This is a genomic window from Hymenobacter frigidus, from assembly GCF_014640435.1.
Classification (GTDB): domain Bacteria; phylum Bacteroidota; class Bacteroidia; order Cytophagales; family Hymenobacteraceae; genus Hymenobacter; species Hymenobacter frigidus.
Genome location: NZ_BMGY01000006.1, coordinates 60,950 through 78,159, shown reverse-complemented (window position 1 = coordinate 78,159; position 17,210 = coordinate 60,950). Strand labels below are relative to the sequence as shown.

The window sequence follows — 17,210 nt, the reverse complement described above, 5'->3', positions numbered from 1 at the left end:
GGAAAGCATAAACAGCTCAGGACTTGGGCGCGAAGCGAAGAAAATATAGCGCCACGCCGAGTGCCACGACGGCGGCGACCCCGAACGTCCAGGCGGGGCCGGCCCATTGCCAGAGCGCGCCGGCGCCCATGCTGGCCAGCAGGGCGGCCAGGCTGCTGAGGCCGCCGAACGTGCCGAGCGCGGCGCCGGTGTCGGCTCGGTCGGCGAGGTTGCTGAGCCAGGCCTTGGCCACGCCCTCGGTGCTGGCGGCATAGAGGCCGTAGAGTGCGAATAGGGCCGCGAAGGCGGGCCAGCCGTGGGCCAGGGCCACGCCGCCGTACACGGCGGCGAAGGCCAGCAGGCCGCCCACGAGCAAGCGGCGCGGGCCTAGGCGGTCGGCGAGGTGGCCGGCGGGCCAGGCGGCCAGCACGTACACGGCGTTGTAGAGAATGTAGAGGCCGATAACGGACGCATCGGACAGGCCGCGCTGGCGGGCCAGTAGCAGCAAGAACGCATCGGAGCTGTTGAAAAGGGCAAACACCAGCAGCGCACCTGCCACCCGGCGGTAGGCCGGCGGGGCCACGCGCCAGTAGCCGAACGAGGCCCAAAAGGGTAGCACTGGGCGCGGAGAAGGCACGACCGGGCGCTCCCGAAGCCAGAACGTGATGCCCACGGCCAGCACGCCCGGCACGAAGGCCAGCAGGAACAGCGGGCGGAACTGGCCGGGGCGGGCGGCCAGCCAGAGCAGGGCGGCCAGCGGGCCGAACACCGCGCCCAAGGTGTCCATGGAGCGGTGGAAGCCGAAAACTTTGCCCTTGGTGGCGGGGGTGGCTTCGTCAGACAACAAGGCGTCGCGGGCCCCGGTGCGCAGGCCCTTGCCCAACCGGTCGACGGTGCGGGCCAGCAAGACCCACGCGGGCGTGGCCAGCACGGCCAGCATGGGCTTGGACAGCGCGCTCAGGCCGTAGCCCCACTGCACGAAGGGCACTCGCCGGCCCAACCTATCCGACCATTGGCCGAAGTAGCCCTTGCTCAGGCCGGCCACGGCTTCGGCCACGCCTTCGAGCAGGCCGATGAAAAACACCGAAAAGCCGATAGATTGCAGGTACAGGGGCATGACCGGGTAGAGCATCTCGCTGGCCAGGTCCGTGAAGAGGCTGATGAGCGAGAGCAGCCAGACTGCGCGGGTGAGGTAGGCAAAACGCGGCATCAAAGCGTGATTTTCAAAGCCGCATTGGCCACGATGCCATCGAGCGGCGCGTAAAGGGGGCGGAACGTGGGGCTGGTAGGCGTACCGAGCACGACGGATTCGAAGCGGGTTTGGCGAACGTCGAGGAAGTTCTCGACGTTGAGCACCACGGAGAAGTGGGGGGCAAACATCTTCTCTCCGAGCACGCCGAGTAGCCAGAAGCCCTGCCCCTGGCGGGCGCCTTCGCCGAGGTACTGCGGGCCGTTGTAGGTGCCTTCGAGGCCGAGCCGAAAGTTTTTCTCCTGCTCGAACACGGTGGTGAGCACCAGGCGGTGGCGCGAGACGAAAGGAAGTTCGGCGGGCTGGACGGGGTCGTAGGTCTGGCGGGTATCGGTGAAGGTGTAAGCGGTGAAGAATTGCAGCCCTTCCACGGCCAGGCGCAGGTTGGTTTCGAGGCCGCGGGCGGTGATGGGCGTGGGCGCGTTGCGGAAATGGGTGAGGCCCCGAGCCAGCTGGGCGGGGTCGGGAATCAGCGTGTGGTTGAGGCGGGTGTAGAACACGGCCTGGTTGAGGGAGGCGTTCAGCTCGCCGAGCCGGCCGCGCACGGTCACGTCGGCGTTGAGGCCCTGTGAGGTTTCGGCTTGCAGCTTCGCCACGTCGAGGGGCAACACGTTCACGTAAGCTTGCTGCTCGGTGGCGCTGCTGAAGATGGTGGGCGCTTTGTAGCCGAAGCCGCCACCGGCCCGCAGGCTGACGTGCTCGCCGGCTTTGTAGAGGGCCGAGAAGCGCGGCAGCACGAACAGGCCGTAGGGGCGCTGGTAATCGGTGCGCAGGCCGGCCTGCAGGGTCAGGTTTTGGAGGATGCGCCAGTCGTCCTGGGCAAACAGGCCGTAGGTCTGGTAGCGGTAGTCACGGGCGGCCAGGGCCGGGGCGCGGTCGGTTTCGCGGAAGTCGTCGGTCAGCACGTTGGCGCCGAACACGGCCCGGTGGGCGCCAAAGGGCAAGAGCAGCGAGGCTTCGGAATAGGTGGAGAGCTGGCGGCCGGCGAAGTACTGGCCGCCTGCCTCTATGCGGCGGGTGAAGCCGCTGACGCTGTTTTTGAGGGTGAGCACCCGCTTGCGGCCGACGTGGGAATCGAGCCGCAGCTGGGTGTTGTAGCGCTCCGAGCGGTTGCGCTCGGTGTAGCCGGCCGCGGTGGGGTTGTCGAGGGCGGGCAGGTAGCCGCCGGCGCGGGCGTCGACGGTGGCGTTCAGGCCGGCATAGAGCGTGGTCGAGTCGGTGGCGTAAAAGTACAGGCGCGGGTTGACGGTGGTGGCCTGCACCTGGGGCAAGTCGGTGAACCGGTCGCCGCTCACGTCGCGGGCCTGCTGGGTGTTTTGGGTGGCCAGCAGGGTGAGGCCGAGCCGGCCGGTGCGGCCGGTGTAGAAGGCGGTGAGGTCGCGCCCGCCCTTTTGGGTCTGGTTGAGCAGCACGTTCAGTTCGGGCGTTTCGGTGGGCGTTTTGCTCACCAGGTTCACCAGGCCGGCGATGGCGTCGCCGCCGTAGAGGGCCGAGGACGCGCCCTTGATGATTTCCACCTGGCGCAAGTCCAGGGGTGGCACCTGCACCAGACTCAGACCCTGCGAGAAGCCGCCGAACAGGGGAAAGCCGTCTTTGAGCAGCTGGGTGTAGCGCCCGTCGAGGCCCTGGATGCGGAAGGCCACGCTGCCGGAATTGGCGGAGGTGAACTGCGGCTGAATGCCGCTGGCCTCGGTGAGCAGCATGGCGATGTTGGCCGGACGCATACTACTTTTTTCGGCCAGCTCTTCGGGCCCAAGCACCTCGATGCGGACGGGTACGTCCTCGATGCGCGAGCCCGTGCGGGTGGCTTCGACGACCACGCCCTGCAATTCGAGGCTGCTGGGTTCGAGCTCGACCAGGGCGGGTGCGTCGCCGGTTTGGGGCAGGGTGAACGTAACGGTGCGGGAAGCGTAGCCCATGCTTCCAACCTGCACCTGCTGGGGGCCGGCGGGCACGTCGGGCAGCGTGGCGCGGCCGTCGGCGTCGGTGGCCGCGCCAATGCGCAGGGCAGGAATGGCCACGGTCACGCCGGGCAAGGCGGTTTTGGTGCGCTCATCGCGCACCAGCACACGCAAGGGGCTCTGGGCCACGGCGGCGTAGGCGCTGCTCAGGAGCAGGGCCAGGACAAGAAATATTCGCATGAAAAGGAGGACGCGGAACGTCCGGCAAGGTTGAAAAACGGGAAACGGGGACTCCGGCGGCGCGGCTTCGCGTCGGCGGGGTTAGGCAACAGCTTCCAGATTTCAGACTTGCAGCACGGCGCACCAGAGGTAGCGCCGCTGCTGCGGGGGCGGGCTTTCGGCGCGGGGCCAGGCCCGGTCGGCGGGGGTTGCCGGGAAAACGGCGGCCCACATGATTTGCCAGCGCGGGGCCGCCAGCACGGCGGCCGGGGTGGCGGGTTGGACCGCCGCCGCCGGCATATTCACCTCGGGGCGGGCGGCCACGTAGGCGTGGCATTCCTTGGCGTAGTTCTGCTTGCACTCTTCCGTATCCAGCTCGCACACGCTGCCGAGGTAGAAGCTACCGAGCAACAAGGTGAGCAGACGGAGTAAGAGGCGGGCGGACATAAAAGGGGATGACTACCTGAGGATGGGGCGACTGCACCCCGCCCTACGAATTCTACTGGAAAAGGTCGGAATTATGTGCCAACGGCTAAGGCAGCGTAAAAGCGCATGCTACAATTTTTGCGAAGTTTACCCCTTCATGAGAAAAGCTCGCCGATACGTTACCAGCGAGCTTTTCATATTGTTTTAAGTTGTTAGCCCAAGTCCTGAACGCGGGCCTCGGGGGCTTTGCGCAGGACGACTTGGAGGCCCTGGTCGCGGGCCTGGGTGGCAGGGTACTTCTCGCTACGGCCAATGATTTCGCCATTGGCGGCCACCTGGTTGAAGCCGTATTGGCCGGCGTTGAAGAACGACTCGAAACGCTAAGGCTGGCAGTTGGCTTTGACGCTCTGGATGCCGTTTTCGCAGCTGGTTTTGCTGGTGTAGCCTTCGCCGGACTGGAATATCTATGGCCTTTAGTCCACCGGCTGGCCGTTCGTGTCAATCGTGAAGCGACGCTCCTGCAGGGTGACCTGGGCCCGGCCGTTCTCAAAATCCGTCGCCGTATCGTATATCTGAAACACCGAGGGGCCCTGCCCGGCCAGGTTCCTTTTGGTGATGTAGGTGTAGCCCGGGTCCAGGCGCACGCGGGCCAAGCCGTCGCGGAAGGAATACGCTTCGCGGAATAAGAAGGGCGGGGTATTTGGGTCCTCTGGTTCCGGGCCGGTGATGTACTGCCAGCCGCGCTGGTCGCGCACGGCCGCGTGGCCTTCCGAAAAGTCCCGGGCCTCGAGAAAAGTGCGGGGGAACGGCTGACCTTCCGCATCAATAAATGTGTAGGCCCCGTTTTTCTTCACCCGGGCGTAGCCGTCCGAATACGGGTAGCGCGCCTCGTAGGGGTCCGCGGCGGCGGGCTCATTCTGGGGGCCACTGGCTGGGCTTTCGCTGGCCGTTGGCGCGGGGGGCTGCTGAGCCACCGGCGCCGGGTTCGTGGTCGTGGCGGCCCCGGCGGCGGGGCGGCTCGCCGCTGCTGACTGGCGCACTTCCTTGGCCGGCGTGGGAGTAGACGACGTGCGGTCCATTTGACTGACGCCCCACGCCCCCGCACCCAACAGGGCGGCCACCCCTACTACGGCGGCTACACGCGGCAGGCGTCGGCGGCGGCGCTGGCTGCCACTGGCCGCCGGGAAGGTGCCAAGGGGGCGGTTATTCAGCTGCTCGATGAGGTGACCAAGTTGTTGAATCTTGGCGTCGAGGTCGCGATTGCGGCGGTCGGACTCGGCGCGCGAGGCGCGGATGGATGCCTCCAGCACGGCTTTTTCCCGGCTCTCGATGGCTAGGCGGTCGCGCAGGGTCTGGGCCTCGGTGGTGACGGGCGGGGCTTGGGCCAACTCGGTGCGCAGCTCTTCCATGCGCCGCTCGCGCTCGGCTTCGCGGGCTTCGAGGGCCTGGAGCTGCTGCTGCAGCTGGGTTTGGGCATCGCGCTGCAGTTGTTCGAGGCGCTGCTTTTCGGCGCTGCTGGCGGCGGCCTGGGCGGCGGGATGGCCGTAAGGAGTGTCGTGGGGAATGTCGTCGGCCCCGAGCCAGCTCCAGGCACGGCGGAGGAAACTGGGCGCGGGGGCCGGCTCGGCGAGGGGCAGGCCGGCGGAGGCGGCCGGTTCGGGTTGCGGGTCGTCGTTGTCGGCGGTGGCCAGGTTGTGGGCCCATTCGATGAGGTCGGCCTCGGGAAGGTCGATTTCGGGGCGGGCAAGCTGGGTTAGGCGGCGGGGCAACTGGGCGGCGTCGGCCAGGAGCTGAAAGCTGCCGTCGGGCAGCTGGCTCAGGTGTCCCTCTACTTCGGGGCCGAAGGTGACGGACGCCCCGAACACCACCAGCCCGGAAATGAACTGCAGGTTGGCTTGCTCGGGGCCGAACTGGGGTTGCAGCCAAGTGGCCAGCGCGGCTTTTTGGCGCTGGAACTGCTCGTAGGGGTTGTCGGCCCCGGGGGTGGAGCCGGCCAGGGGGCGGCCGTCGAGGGGCCAGGCGCCGTAGCCCAAGGCGGGCATCTGGAGCGGGCCGCCGCGGGGCACCAACACCAGAACCGTGATGCTGTGCGGCCGGATGACGACGGCATCGAGCGGCTCGCCGCCGTCCGCCACGGCAAAGTGGCCGAGCAGCAGCGTCGCACCGGGGCCGGGGTCGGCACGCAGCGTGGCCACCAGCCGGTCGTAGAGCTGCGCGGTGGCGGGGTCGGCGAAGGGCGTAAAGAGAAACTCGTGCAGCATGGCGGGCAAAGAAACTGGCTTTCCAGGCAATGGGTAGCCCGGCTTGTACGCCGGGGGGCGAAAAGGGGCTGCGGGGGTGCAAGGGTTGTGGCCCGAACTTTGACAATGCCCGGACGTAAGCGCCTCATCACTTAACTTTTCCCACCCCCATGAAACCCGCACATTACCTGCTCGCCGCCAGTCTGCTGCTTTCGACTTCGGCGGCTTCAGCCCAAGACGATGGCAAAGGCAAGGATAAAGACAAATACAAGAAGGAATATAAAGACAGGGAGTACAAGGACAAAGACCGCAAGGACTACAACAAAGACTACGACAAGGACCGCAGAAAAGACTACGAAAAAGACCGCAAGGATTACGACAAAGACCGTAACGAACGGTACAAAGAGGGCAAGGACCGCAATGACGACCGGGACGATGACGACCGGGGTAGGCGCGGCGATGACGACCGGGATAAGCGCGGCAGAGACGGCCGCTACGACAGCCGGAACCCGCGCCCGGTGGGGGGCCTGGGCGGCGTTCTGGGTCGGGTGATTCTGCCCCGGGCGGGCACGGCGGGCCCCCGGGAGCTGGCCGGTGTGCCGCGGGGGCAGTACCCGCCCCCCGGCGAGTGCCGCGTGTGGTACCCCAACCGCCCGGCCGGCCAACAACCGCCGCCCACCAGCTGCGACCGCCTCGCCGGGGTACGCTTGGAGCCCGGCGCGTTTATTCTGCACGGGGACCAGGCCTATGACGCCGAGTACAACTGGCGGGAAGAAGACCGCCGCCGCCCCGGCACCGTGGGCCGTGACATCCTCGACGTGCTGTTTCCGCGGCGCTAACCCCTAGCCCCGAAACCGGAAACGCCCGACTGCTCACTGAGCGGTCGGGCGTTTCCGGTTTCGGGGCGCTTGCTGGGAGGCGTGGGCAATCAGGGAAATCCCTAAGGAGCTGTTTGAATTAGCTAAAATCATTCTAAAACGGTCATGCTTATCTGGCGTCCGCTTGTCAAAGCATCTCTACCGCTTCGCTTGAGCCGGTGCAACGAAGCGGCAGAGATGCTTCGACTGCGCTCAGCATGACTGTTTTATTAACTCTATCTGCCCTGCTTCGTCTTCATTCTGGTGGGGGCGCCGCTGATTGAGCGCCTCGCTGAAAGCGGTGTTCAGCATCATTGCCGCGGCGGCGGTGGGCGTGGTGCTCAACCTGGCGGTGTAATCGGGCCGGGCGGTGCTCTTACCTACGAGGCAGCTCCACTTGGCGCAGGTGCCCGAGGGCTGCCTGGCTGGCGAGTGAGGATGGGGAGAGGCATTCGCTATCATTTTTGCATCATGTTGAGTCAGTAGGTTTGTGTCATTGAAGCTGTTTAGAAAGTCAAGAAGTCTGTCATCCTGAGCATTCTGCGATTAAAGCAGAGACGAAGGACCTTATCACAACTGAACGGTCTCGTTCAAGCGTGTTGTAGCCGGGATAAGGTCCTTCGTCTCTGCTTTAATCGCAGAATGCTCAGGATGACAAACGCTCAAAAAGATTGACTTTCTAAACAGCTTCATTCCCTAACTTCTTAAAGTAAAAGTCCTTTATGAAAAAGATGCTTTTCTCTGCTGTTGCCCTGTTGTGCTCGGTAGCGGCCATGGCCCAAGCGCCCGCTGCGGTTTCCTCGGCTCCGGAGAAAGCCGCTGCGATAGAGCGCAAGCAAGACACTAGAACCAAGCAGCACGACGCCGACGATGACCGCAACGACGACAAGGCCGCGAAGCCCGACAACCACGGTCAGAACGTGAGCACCTTTGCCAAGACCACGACGCTCACCGGGGCCGACAAGGGGGCTGCCGTGAGTGCCGTAGCCCGCGACAGTCGCGACAGTCGCGACACCGGCCACACGCCCCGCAGCGGCCGGGGCGGTGAGCACGGCCAGCGCGGCAGTCGCGCCACGGGCAGCAGCCACGCCGGTGCCGGGCACGCCGGTGCGGGGCACGGCCACGGGCACTAAACGGATTTGATTACGGCCGCGCCGGCCGGGCCGACCGCGCCTTGAGGAAGCCCGGGCGTGGCCGGCTTTGGCGCTTCACGGCAGCCTTTGCGGTCGGAAGGCTGTAAATTGCTTCATTGCTTATTGAATTTGTTTGCGTTATGAAAATGCTAATGCGTGGGGGTTGCTTAGTTTTATTATTGTGCGGGACCGTAGCGGCCCGGGCCCAAACGGTGCCGGCCCCGGGTGCGCCGACCACGGAACCGCCCGTGAAAGCTGTGCCCCAAACCGAGCGCAAAAGCAAACCCGAGCGGGTGGACGAGGACGCACCCGAAAGCCCGGCCGAAGGGCGCTCAGCGCGGGGCAGCCGGCCGGAGCGGAGTGCACGCGGCGCGCGGGGCAGCCAGGGCCGCGAGGCCAGGGCCGGCCGCGGCGCACGCGGCGCCGGTGGGGCCGGCCGCACCAAGCGGGAGCACTAACCGTGGCCGCTTTGCGAATTTTGCGTAGCGCCGGCCGTCTGGGCGGGCGGGCCACGTGGCTGTGCACCGGGGTGCTGTGCTTCGGCGGGTTGGGCTGCTTTTCGGCGGCTGGGCAAGATGTGTGCAGCAGTCAGCCGCTCGGCACGGGGGCTTCACGGGGGCTTGAGCTACGGCAGCAGCTCCTCGTTTTTTGGGCGCACCTAAAACCACGCGTTATCCCTGCGCGGTGCCGATGAACCTGCTGCCCAATGACGTGTCGGGGGCCCGGCCTTACTTCACGAGTAGCTTGTTGCTGAACCTTTAACGCCGACTGCGGCGCCGCCCATGAATGTTCTGATAGTAGAAGACGAGCGGACCCTGGCCCGCGAGCTGAGCTTGTTTCTGCATAACCACGGCTTTGCCTGCACGGTGGCGCGCACGGCCCGGGAAGCGCGTGCACAACTGGCCGACACGCCTTTTGACTTTGTGCTGCTGGACCTGGGCCTGCCCGACGGCAGCGGCCTGCAGGTGCTGGCCGAAGCCAAGGAAAACGAGCTGACCGCGGCCGTCGTCATCCTCACGGCCCGTGGCGCCGTGGAGGACCGCATCGGGGGGCTGGAGCTGGGCGCCGACGACTATCTGGCCAAGCCGTTTTCGCTGCCCGAGCTGCTGGCCCGCATGCACGCCATCACGCGCCGGCGCTTTGGACTGGTGAAGCCGCTGGTGACCTGCGGGGCCTTCATACTGGACCTGCAGGCCCGCCAGCTGCTGCACACGGAGCAGGAGGTGAGCTTGTCGGTGAAGGAATTTGACATCCTAAGCTACCTGGTGCTGAACCGCAACCGCGTGCTCACGCGCCTACAGCTGACCGAGCACGTGTGGGGCCACCTGGCCGACTCGGGGTTTGACTCCAACTTTATCGACGCGCACATCAAAAACCTGCGCAAGAAGCTTGGGGCGCACGCCGAAACCGACTGGCTGGAAACGGTGCGCGGGCTGGGCTACCGGGTGCGGCTGTGAGTGGGGACCAGAATCACGAAAAGGACGTCATGCTCATCTGGCGTCCGCGCAGTCGAAGCATCTCTACCTCAATACTAAATCTGATTAAGTAGTCGCGCACAAGTAATCGAATAAAAAAGAACGTCATTCCGAGCTTGCCGAGGAATCTCGCCCGGTTCATCCGCGCCGCCTGCTGGCGTGAGCGAGATTCCTCGGCAAGCTCGGAATGACGTTCTTTTTGGCAAACTACGGTTACTTCTGCACGACTGCTTAGTTGCGCGGTAGAGATGCTTCGACTACGCGGACGCCAGATGAGCATGACGTGTAAATTATTTGCCTAATAGGCCCTTAGCCACCCTGCTTTTGAAGCTCAGCACCAAATTTTCCCTTTTCAACGCCCTCTCACGGGTGGCCATTCTGCTGCTGCTGGTGGGGGTGCTGCCGCTGGTGATGAGCCGGCTGGCGCTGCTGAGCACTGACCAGCGGCTGGCGCAGAAAAAAGAAAAGGTGCTGCGGCTGATTCGGCGCACCGGTATCTCGGCGTTCATCGAGGGCGGGCAGTCGTCGTACGGCAGCTACAACCTGCTTAAGGAGGAGTTTATCTCGCTCGAAACCATCGTGCCGGGGCCCAAGATTGACGTGATAGAGGACTCGAAGCGGGCCGTGGAGGACGAGGTAGTGCAGTACCGGGTGCTGAGCTACTCGTTTGCGCAGAGCGGCCAGAACTACCTGCTCGAAATTGGGCGCAGCACGGGCAGCATCGGCGAGACGGAACGCAACTTCCGGCGCTACGCTTTTTACATCCTGCTGGTGGCCGTGGCCCTGACCACGCTGGCCGACCTGGCCTTTTTCCGCTACCTGCTGGCTCCGTTTTATACCATCATCCGGCAGCGGCTGCGCCACAGCCACTACCCGCCGGCCTTTGACTTGGAGCCCGTGCCGACCAGCACCGACGACTTCCGCTACCTCGACGAGAGCCTGCGCGAGATGATGGCCACCATCCAGGCCTCGTTCACGAAGGAGCGCAAGTTCATCGCCGACGCCTCGCACGAGCTACTCACGCCGCTGGCGGCCCTGCAGTACCGCTTCGACAACATGCTGGCCGACGAAAGCCTGTCGGAAGAAAACCAGCTGCGGGTGGTGGACTCGCAGCGCACCGTGCACCGCTTGCGCACCATTATCAAGTCGTTGCTCATGATTTCCAAGATTGAAAACGACCAGTTTACCCGCACCGAAACCGTGTCGCTGGAAGAACTGGTGGCCGAAGTGAGCGAGGAAGTACAGGACCGGCTGGAGGTGCTGCACCTGGCGCTGACCTACGTGCTGGAGCCCGACTTTACGGTGGCCAACTGCAACCGGGGGCTGCTGTTTACGCTGGTGTATAACTTGGTGAGCAACGCCATCAAGTACAATCGGGAGGGCGGGAAAATTTACGTGCTGGGCCGGCCGGCGTCCCCCGGTAGCGGCTACGTGCTCGAAGTGCGCGACACGGGTCAGGGCATCCCCAAGGCGCAGCTGCCGCAGCTGTTTCACCGTTTCGACAAGGGCACTACCTCGGACCCGGACAGCTACGGCCTGGGCCTGAGCATTGCCCGCACCATTGCCGATGTGCACCACATCGACATCGAGGTTAATTCCATTGAGGGGCTGGGCACTTCCTTTTTGCTGACGTTTCCGGCGGGGCCGGTGGACCGGGGCTAATCCCCGGGCGGGCGGGGGCGTGGTCGGGGCTCATGCAGAGTTTATTGCGCGGCCGATGAAGGCGGCCGATGCGCGGGTGCAGTAGGGCGGCAACTGGCCAGAATTCACGGACCGGCTGCACGTTGAGGTGTTGGGGTAAACCAAAACGAGCGGACCCGATGGTCCGCTCGTTTTGATTATTGCCATACGCCAATGGAATTTGGTGCGGACAGCGAGGCCACGGGGTTAAGCAGTCGCGCATAAGTAACCGTAGTCAACCAAAAAGAACGTCATTCCGAGCTTGCCGAGGAATCTCGCCGGAGTCATCCGCGCCGCCCACTGGCGCGAGCGAGATTCCTCGGCAAGCTCGGAATGACGTTCTTCTTTATCCGGTTACTTATGCGTGGGCACTTAGTTGTTGCGGTCGGTGTGGGTGACGGTGATGACGTTGTTGCGGTCGATGGCGATGGTGTACTCGTGGCACTTGCTCACGTCGGTCGTTTTGACGTAATCGACGTTGTTGACCTTGAGCGTGAACGTGGTGGTACCGGCCGCGTAATTGGCGTATTCAGACGAGGCACCGGCGGCCACGTTGTTGATGTTGAGGGTGTTGCCGCCGGAGGTTTTTACCTGCACGCTGGCGGTCTGGGTCCCGTTGTTGGTGATGCGGGCGCGGGGGTCTTCGTCTTTGCACTTCTTGGTGCAGCTACTAGCGGAGAAAATGAGCATTCCGGCGAAGAGCAGGGATGCAAAAGGGGTTGAGACTTTCATGGGGTTGGAAAATGGGGTAAGGGTGTCCCCGCTGGACGCGGGAGGTAATGCAAATAACGTAAGGTGAAAGTGGGCCGTGGCCCAAAATGCCGCGTAACCATTACTAAAAAAGCCCGTCAGAATGAGTGGGCCCTGTTCTATTCGGGGTTACAGCGTCACGGTGAGGGTGGCCGTGAAGAAGGAGCGGCCGGCGGAGTCGTTTTCGGGCAGCACGTTGACGGGCTGCAGGTAGCGGTAAGCCACTTCGGCCGAGACCTTGCCGAGGGTGTAGGACACGGGCAGGCGCAGGCCGTAGCTGAGCAGGGTGAAGCGGGAGGCGTCGGTGCTGGTGGTCGTGGGGGTGGGAGTGCCGGTTTTGGTTTTGGGCTTCTTGTTGCCGCGCTGGATTTGCTGGGCGTCGCTGACTTGCGCGAAGTCCTGGGTGCCGGCGATGAGGCTGAACTTGGGGGTGATGGTGAAGTAGTCGTCGGGGGTGAACACGCCGTCGATGTCGAAGACGCGGGAGTTGTCGAGCACGGCAAAGGTGTCGTGGGCGTTGGGGCCGAAGAGGTAGGAGCCGTTGAGGCGGGTGTAAAGCACGCCCCAATCGTAACCGAGGGCGGCGTCAAGGGAGTTGTTGACGGCCGACTTGACCAGGGGGCTGTTGGGGGCGTACAGGAAGTGCGAGTAGCTCAACGAGAGGTCCACTTTTTTACTCAGGTCCTGGTCGTAACCGATGGACAAGTCGGTTTCGTCGAAGTGGGTGGCGGTGTTGAACAGGTCGTAGTTGTAGACCGAAGCCCACACGTTGAACTTGCTGGTATAGGTGAGTTCCTGGGTGAGGTAGGGGTAGTTGGTGGCTTGGGTGCGGCCGAAAAAAGCCGAGTTGTTGCCGTAGCCGAGGGCCGCGCTCAGCGAGCCGGTGGCGTCGTCGGCTTTCTGAACCGGGGGCGCGGTAGCGGGGTGGGTACCGCTGGCCTGAGCGTGGGGTTTGGACTGGGCCCACGCGGCGGGGCCGGCGAGGAAAAAGGCGCTGGCTAGTGCCAGTTTGGCAACAAAATAGGACATGAGAAATAACGAAAAACAAACCAGCCGCTGCCGGGGAGGCAGCGGCTGGCAAAGATGGACGACAGGAGCCGCTTATTTCACTTTGTGCTCTTTGTGCTCTTTGGCGGGTTTGGCGTGGCCCATGCGGTCGCCGCCGTGGGCATGCTCGCCACGGGCGCTGCGCTCGTGCTTTTCCATTTTATCGGCGCGGGCGTCGACCATTTTCGCGGATTTGTCGGCGTCCTTGCGGGCGTCCTTGCGGTCTTTGTAAGCGTCCTTACGAGCGTCCTCCTGGTCTTTGCCAGCGTCCTTGCGGGCGTCCTTGCGGTCTTTGTAAGCGTCCTTGCGGGCGTCCTCCTGGTCTTTATAAGCGTCCTTGCGGGCGTCCTTCCGGTCTTTGTAAGCGTCCTTCTGCTGCTCGGTTTGGGCTTTGTAGGCGTCCTTGCGGGCGTCCTGCTGCGCCTTGTAAGCGTCTTTTTCAGCGTCGGTGAGGGGCTTGGCCTGCTTGTCGTATTTGGCAAGCTTTGCGGGCTTGGGGGCTTTCACATACTTGTCGTTTTTGGCCTGGGCAGCAGTTGACACGGCTTGGCCGTAGGCGCGGCCATCGGCGGGCGTCTGGCCGGCAACGGTGGCAGGGCCGGTTTGGGCAACAGCAGCAAAGGAGAAGAGCGCAGCCGACGCCGCGAGCAGGAGGTTTTTCATGGGAAGTAAAAGCGTTATGGGTGAATGATGTTACAAGAGTAGAGGGCGAAGATGATACCAACATGATAAGCGAAGGAAATGAGGCGGACGCGGCGCGAATAGCCGGGGTTAAGTAGTCGTGCAGAAGTAACCGAATAAAGCAGCCCGTCATTCCGAGCTTGCCGAGGCATCTCGCTCGCGCCAGCCGGCGGCGCGGATGAACCAGGCGAGATTCTTCGGCAAGCTCGGAATGACGTTCTTTTCAGTTGACTGAGGTTATTCATGCATCACCACTTAAGGACTGGCCGCACGTTGAGGGGTGGCGTGAAAATGAAACGAGCGGGCCAGTTGGTCCGCTCGTGTTGGTTTGTATAGGGCAAAGAACTAGCGCCAGATGCTGGAAACGCTATGGTCGGGCTACGCTGTGGTACGGGGCCTGGCCTTGGCTTTGGGCGCGGCGCCGAGCACGGGGGCGCTGAGCTGCTGATAGCCGGGTGATTCTGCCCCGGGCGACATTCTGTTTCCGCGGCGCTAACCCCTAGCCCCAAAACCAGAAACGCCCGACTGCTCGCTGAGCGGTCGGGCGTTTCTGACTGGGCCGGGGGTTAACATGTGCAGGGCGCCGGCCGTATATGCGCTACTATCTCACCACGTCTGCTGGGCGTGAATTCCCTGATAATTGATGAAATACTCCGTCCTTAGCCTCCTGTCGGCGGCTTTGCTGCTGGGCAGCTGCAGCCAAGAAGACCAAAAGCGGCGCGAAGCCGACAACGCCATCGAAGAAGCCAACGAAGCGCAGGCCGAAGCCGATGCCAAGCGGACCCGAGCCGTGGCCAAGCAGGTGCGCGCCGACGCCGAAACGCGCGCGAATGCGCTGGAGGACCACGCTAAAGCGGTGGAAAAAGGCGCCAACGTGGACGTTGAGGACCGGCCCTACGCCGGGACTGACGAGCGGGAGCGGATTCGCTACGAGGCCGACCGGGAGCTGCGCCGGGCCGAGAAGGAGCGCCGCCGCAACGATGAAGAACACCGCGGCGACAAGGACTACAAGCGGGATTAAGCCGCGCTACGTTGGGGGCGAGATGGGCTGAAAAATCCTTCCCGCGTTTCTCTTTTACTCTTTCTTTGATTATGAAAAAGCCTATTTTTCCCCTGCGACTGGCGGGCCTGTTGTTCTCGGTGCTGGTGCTGCTCGGCGGTTGCAGCAAAGACAAAGCTGGCCCGATGAGCCAGGAAATCCGCCTGGCCAATTTTGAGGGCCTGGAGGTGAAAGCGGGCTCTGCGGTGGTGCTGACCGAAGGGCCCACGCAAAAGGTGGAGCTGCGTGGCGGCAACGCGGACGTGGTACGGCAGCTGCGGACTGATGTGGATAACGGTACATGGAAAATGGAGTTTGACGGCAACGTGCCCGACCAGGACCGGATGACGGTTGAGGTGACCATGCCCCGGCTGCGGCGGCTGATTCTGACCGGGCCGGGCGCGGTGCGGGGGACGAGTCCGTTTACTTTCTCCGATGTCTCCATTGTGAATACCGGGTCGGGCAGCATCAGCCTGGGGCTGGTGGCCACGGCCGTGAACGTGGAGGTGAAGGGCTCGGGGCCGGTAGAGTTGGTGGGCACCACGGCCAACCAGACCGTGAGCGTGACGGGCTCGGGCTTTTACCGGGGCTTTGGCCTGAGCAGCGCCAACACGGATGCGACGGTATCGGGGTCGGGTAATGCGGAAGTGTGGGCCACGTCGACGCTGCGGGCTACGGTGCCGGGCAGCGGCAACGTGCGCTACAAGGGCCGGCCGGTTATCACGGCCACTACGCCAGGCTCGGGCCGGGTGATTGACAGCAACTAGAACGGGCTACCACTGTGCTCCGAGTGATGGAGCGGTATGCATAGGATTAACCAGAACGAGCGGGCCAGTTGGTCCGCTCGTTCTGGTCAGAGAAGCTGGAGAAAGAAATTAAGCCGTCGGATGTACGGGGAAATAGACGGTGAAGGTGGTGCCTTCGCCGGGTTGGCTCTGCACGTCGATGCGCCCGCCGCTGTTTTCGACTATCTTTTTGACCATGTAGAGGCCGATGCCCGACCCTTCGACGTGGGTGTGCAAGCGCTGGAACATGCCAAAGAGTTTGCCCTTGACCTCGGCGACGTCAAAGCCGAGGCCGTTGTCCTGCACACGCAGCACATGGTGTTGGTCCTGCCGGAAGTAAGTGAGCCGCACCGCGGGTGCCCGGTCGGGGTGGCGGTATTTGAGGGCGTTGCTGAGCAGGTTGTAGACCACGCTCCGCAAGTTCTTTTCGGAAAGCGGCAAGGAGGTGGTGGCCGGCACATCGACGGTGAGCTGGGCCTGGGTTTGCTGCACGAGCGGCAGCAGGTCGAGCCGCACTTCCTCCACCACGGCGGCCAGCAGTGCCTGCGTGTCGGTCTGGGCGTGCGCCTGTTGCAGCCGGCTCACGTCGGTGAGCTGCTCGATGGTGCGCCGGAAGCGCTCGGTGGCCCGTTCCATGAGGTGCAGCATTTCGGCCACGTCGCCCACCAGGGCCGCCGGGGGCAATTCCCGGGCCAGGGCGTGCAGCAGGCCTTCAATGTTGGCGATGGGGACGATGAGGTCGTGCGAGGCCGTGCGAGGCCGTGTAAATGAAGTTGTCCAGGTCCACGTTGGTGCGCGTGAGCCCCTCGTTGGCAACCGTCAGCTCCCGGTTGAACGCCTGCTCCTGCCGGTGGCCTTCTTCGACCAAGTGGCGGGCCCGCACTTGCTCGCTCACGTCGGTGCCGACGGACACAATGCCGCGGATGCGGCCTTCAGACTGGCGGTCGGGCTGAAACACGAAGTTCCAGTACACCGTCTCGGGTTGTCCGCGGCGGGTGATGGTCGTGGCCAGCTCGTGGGCGTGGTAGGGGGTGCCGGTGGTAAATACCTGGTCGAATACGGCCACCAGGGCGGGGTCCGCCGCTTCGGGCAGCACCTCGAACACGGGCCGGTCCCGCACGTCGGCCCACGCGCGGTCCCAGATGGCTAGCGTGGCGGCATTGGCCACGGCCACGCGGTGCTGCGGGCCCTGGTAGACCGCCACCGCCACGGGGGCCTGCGCCAGCAGGTCCCGCAGCTCGTTGCGCTGGTGCTCGGCGGCGGCGCGGGCGGCTTGCACGCGGGCCTGGCTCTGGCGCAGGGCTTGTTCGACGGCGCTGCGGTCCTGGTCGCTGGTGTCGGTGAAGCTGACCACCAAGAGGTCGCCGCTGCGCCGGGCAGCGAGGCAGAAATAGTTGTCGAGCCCGTCGGCCTGGTAGTTGACTTCGTGAACGGTGGTGGCCCCGGCCAGGTACACGCGCCGGTAGTAGCCCAGGATGCCGGCCACGGTGGCGTGCGGAAAGCAGGTGAGCAGCGTGCCGCCGGGGCGCTCGGCCAGGCCGCTCATGCGCTGGCCGGCGGGGTTGAGGTAGTCGATGGCAAAGTCTTCAATCTCGCCGGTGGGACCGTAGACCGGGTGCAGCACGTTGACGCCGGTGAGCGAAACCCCTAGCAGGTCGAGCAGCAAGCCCTCGGGCAGGAAGCGTGCGGCGGGAGGAGAATCGGGAGTACCAGGGGCCATGAGCAGACGGGGGGAGTTCAGCAAAGAAA

At 64.1% G+C, this 17,210-nt stretch carries 18 protein-coding genes and 1 pseudogene; 7 read left to right on the top strand and 12 right to left on the bottom strand.

What is annotated here, in order from left to right; translation table 11 throughout:
* Window positions 1–16: 16 nt before the first annotated feature.
* The 6 genes and pseudogenes from IEW17_RS04735 to IEW17_RS04710 form a co-directional block, all read right to left on the bottom strand.
* A complete protein-coding gene (locus IEW17_RS04735; protein ID WP_188560876.1) occupies window positions 17–1,189 on the bottom strand; it encodes an MFS transporter in 1,173 nt (390 codons plus the stop codon).
* Window positions 1,189–3,369 carry a TonB-dependent receptor gene (locus tag IEW17_RS04730; protein ID WP_188560875.1) on the bottom strand — a complete coding sequence of 727 codons (2,181 nt, stop codon included), beginning with the start codon at window positions 3,367–3,369 and terminating at the stop codon, window positions 1,189–1,191. Before IEW17_RS04730 ends, IEW17_RS04735 begins: the two co-directional genes overlap by 1 nt.
* Window positions 3,370–3,471: 102 nt before the next feature.
* The gene (locus IEW17_RS04725; RefSeq protein WP_188560874.1) at window positions 3,472–3,795 is read right to left on the bottom strand and encodes a hypothetical protein; all 324 of its coding nucleotides are present in this window, start codon (window positions 3,793–3,795) and stop codon (window positions 3,472–3,474) included.
* Between the two features lie 191 nt (window positions 3,796–3,986).
* Window positions 3,987–4,121, bottom strand: a pseudogene (locus tag IEW17_RS04720) (YegP family protein); the annotation flags it as partial.
* Window positions 4,122–4,154: 33 nt separating this feature from the next.
* Complete coding sequence (locus IEW17_RS21425) at window positions 4,155–4,238, bottom strand: YegP family protein (protein WP_188560964.1); 84 nt, start codon at window positions 4,236–4,238, stop codon at window positions 4,155–4,157.
* A gap of 9 nt (window positions 4,239–4,247) precedes the next feature.
* Entirely contained in the window at window positions 4,248–6,035 is a 1,788-nt protein-coding gene (locus IEW17_RS04710; protein ID WP_188560872.1) for a WG repeat-containing protein, read from the bottom strand.
* Window positions 6,036–6,184: 149 nt separating this feature from the next.
* Here IEW17_RS04710 and IEW17_RS04705 point away from each other — a divergent pair, with 149 nt between their 5' ends.
* From IEW17_RS04705 to IEW17_RS04690, 4 genes are all read left to right on the top strand, one after another.
* On the top strand, window positions 6,185–6,853 hold the full coding sequence (locus IEW17_RS04705; RefSeq protein ID WP_188560871.1) for a hypothetical protein: 669 nt from the start codon (window positions 6,185–6,187) through the stop codon (window positions 6,851–6,853).
* A gap of 740 nt (window positions 6,854–7,593) precedes the next feature.
* On the top strand, window positions 7,594–8,004 hold the full coding sequence (locus IEW17_RS04700; RefSeq protein ID WP_188560870.1) for a hypothetical protein: 411 nt from the start codon (window positions 7,594–7,596) through the stop codon (window positions 8,002–8,004).
* Window positions 8,005–8,183: 179 nt separating this feature from the next.
* A complete protein-coding gene (locus IEW17_RS04695; RefSeq protein ID WP_188560869.1) occupies window positions 8,184–8,462 on the top strand; it encodes a hypothetical protein in 279 nt (92 codons plus the stop codon).
* Between the two features lie 324 nt (window positions 8,463–8,786).
* Complete coding sequence (locus IEW17_RS04690) at window positions 8,787–9,461, top strand: response regulator transcription factor (RefSeq protein WP_188560868.1); 675 nt, start codon at window positions 8,787–8,789, stop codon at window positions 9,459–9,461.
* Window positions 9,462–9,474: 13 nt separating this feature from the next.
* On the opposite strand, the gene IEW17_RS04685 is transcribed toward IEW17_RS04690, so the two are convergent.
* Window positions 9,475–9,759: a hypothetical protein gene (locus IEW17_RS04685; protein ID WP_188560867.1), complete on the bottom strand. Its 285-nt coding sequence runs from the start codon at window positions 9,757–9,759 to the stop codon at window positions 9,475–9,477.
* A gap of 44 nt (window positions 9,760–9,803) precedes the next feature.
* Here IEW17_RS04685 and IEW17_RS04680 point away from each other — a divergent pair, with 44 nt between their 5' ends.
* Window positions 9,804–11,141 (top strand): sensor histidine kinase, encoded by a 1,338-nt coding sequence (locus IEW17_RS04680; RefSeq protein ID WP_188560866.1) that lies wholly within the window; start codon window positions 9,804–9,806, stop codon window positions 11,139–11,141.
* Window positions 11,142–11,531: 390 nt separating this feature from the next.
* Here the strand turns inward: IEW17_RS04680 and IEW17_RS04675 are convergent, their stop codons facing one another.
* The 3 genes from IEW17_RS04675 to IEW17_RS04665 form a co-directional block, all read right to left on the bottom strand.
* On the bottom strand, window positions 11,532–11,891 hold the full coding sequence (locus IEW17_RS04675) for a hypothetical protein (protein ID WP_188560865.1): 360 nt from the start codon (window positions 11,889–11,891) through the stop codon (window positions 11,532–11,534).
* A 147-nt stretch (window positions 11,892–12,038) separates the two neighbouring features.
* Window positions 12,039–12,938: a hypothetical protein gene (locus IEW17_RS04670; RefSeq protein WP_188560864.1), complete on the bottom strand. Its 900-nt coding sequence runs from the start codon at window positions 12,936–12,938 to the stop codon at window positions 12,039–12,041.
* Window positions 12,939–13,010: 72 nt separating this feature from the next.
* Window positions 13,011–13,619 (bottom strand): hypothetical protein, encoded by a 609-nt coding sequence (locus tag IEW17_RS04665; protein ID WP_188560863.1) that lies wholly within the window; start codon window positions 13,617–13,619, stop codon window positions 13,011–13,013.
* A 661-nt stretch (window positions 13,620–14,280) separates the two neighbouring features.
* Here IEW17_RS04665 and IEW17_RS04660 point away from each other — a divergent pair.
* Window positions 14,281–14,658: a hypothetical protein gene (locus IEW17_RS04660; RefSeq protein ID WP_188560862.1), complete on the top strand. Its 378-nt coding sequence runs from the start codon at window positions 14,281–14,283 to the stop codon at window positions 14,656–14,658.
* 71 nt (window positions 14,659–14,729) lie between these two features.
* The gene (locus IEW17_RS04655) at window positions 14,730–15,443 is read left to right on the top strand and encodes a head GIN domain-containing protein (RefSeq protein WP_188560861.1); all 714 of its coding nucleotides are present in this window, start codon (window positions 14,730–14,732) and stop codon (window positions 15,441–15,443) included.
* 108 nt (window positions 15,444–15,551) lie between these two features.
* Here IEW17_RS04655 and IEW17_RS04650 read toward each other — a convergent pair whose 3' ends face one another.
* Together IEW17_RS04650 and IEW17_RS04645 are read right to left on the bottom strand one after the other, a co-directional pair.
* Window positions 15,552–16,145, bottom strand: a complete 594-nt coding sequence (locus IEW17_RS04650) for a sensor histidine kinase (protein WP_373286153.1) — start codon at window positions 16,143–16,145, stop codon at window positions 15,552–15,554.
* Window positions 16,146–16,173: 28 nt separating this feature from the next.
* Window positions 16,174–17,181, bottom strand: a complete 1,008-nt coding sequence (locus IEW17_RS04645; protein ID WP_229748816.1) for a PAS domain-containing protein — start codon at window positions 17,179–17,181, stop codon at window positions 16,174–16,176.
* Window positions 17,182–17,210 lie beyond the last annotated feature (29 nt).

Coding starts and splice junctions, on each gene's coding strand:
- IEW17_RS04655 (WP_188560861.1), top strand. CDS start 14,730: ATGAAAAAGCCTATTTTTCCCCTGCGACTGGCGGGCCTGTTGTTCTCG.
- IEW17_RS04705 (WP_188560871.1), top strand. CDS start 6,185: ATGAAACCCGCACATTACCTGCTCGCCGCCAGTCTGCTGCTTTCGACT.
- IEW17_RS04690 (WP_188560868.1), top strand. CDS start 8,787: ATGAATGTTCTGATAGTAGAAGACGAGCGGACCCTGGCCCGCGAGCTG.
- IEW17_RS04735 (WP_188560876.1), bottom strand. CDS start 1,189: ATGCCGCGTTTTGCCTACCTCACCCGCGCAGTCTGGCTGCTCTCGCTC.
- IEW17_RS04700 (WP_188560870.1), top strand. CDS start 7,594: ATGAAAAAGATGCTTTTCTCTGCTGTTGCCCTGTTGTGCTCGGTAGCG.
- IEW17_RS04670 (WP_188560864.1), bottom strand. CDS start 12,938: ATGTCCTATTTTGTTGCCAAACTGGCACTAGCCAGCGCCTTTTTCCTC.
- IEW17_RS04645 (WP_229748816.1), bottom strand. CDS start 17,181: ATGGCCCCTGGTACTCCCGATTCTCCTCCCGCCGCACGCTTCCTGCCC.
- IEW17_RS04660 (WP_188560862.1), top strand. CDS start 14,281: ATGAAATACTCCGTCCTTAGCCTCCTGTCGGCGGCTTTGCTGCTGGGC.
- IEW17_RS04685 (WP_188560867.1), bottom strand. CDS start 9,759: ATGCTCATCTGGCGTCCGCGTAGTCGAAGCATCTCTACCGCGCAACTA.
- IEW17_RS04710 (WP_188560872.1), bottom strand. CDS start 6,035: ATGCTGCACGAGTTTCTCTTTACGCCCTTCGCCGACCCCGCCACCGCG.
- IEW17_RS04725 (WP_188560874.1), bottom strand. CDS start 3,795: ATGTCCGCCCGCCTCTTACTCCGTCTGCTCACCTTGTTGCTCGGTAGC.
- IEW17_RS04730 (WP_188560875.1), bottom strand. CDS start 3,369: ATGCGAATATTTCTTGTCCTGGCCCTGCTCCTGAGCAGCGCCTACGCC.
- IEW17_RS04665 (WP_188560863.1), bottom strand. CDS start 13,619: ATGAAAAACCTCCTGCTCGCGGCGTCGGCTGCGCTCTTCTCCTTTGCT.
- IEW17_RS04675 (WP_188560865.1), bottom strand. CDS start 11,891: ATGAAAGTCTCAACCCCTTTTGCATCCCTGCTCTTCGCCGGAATGCTC.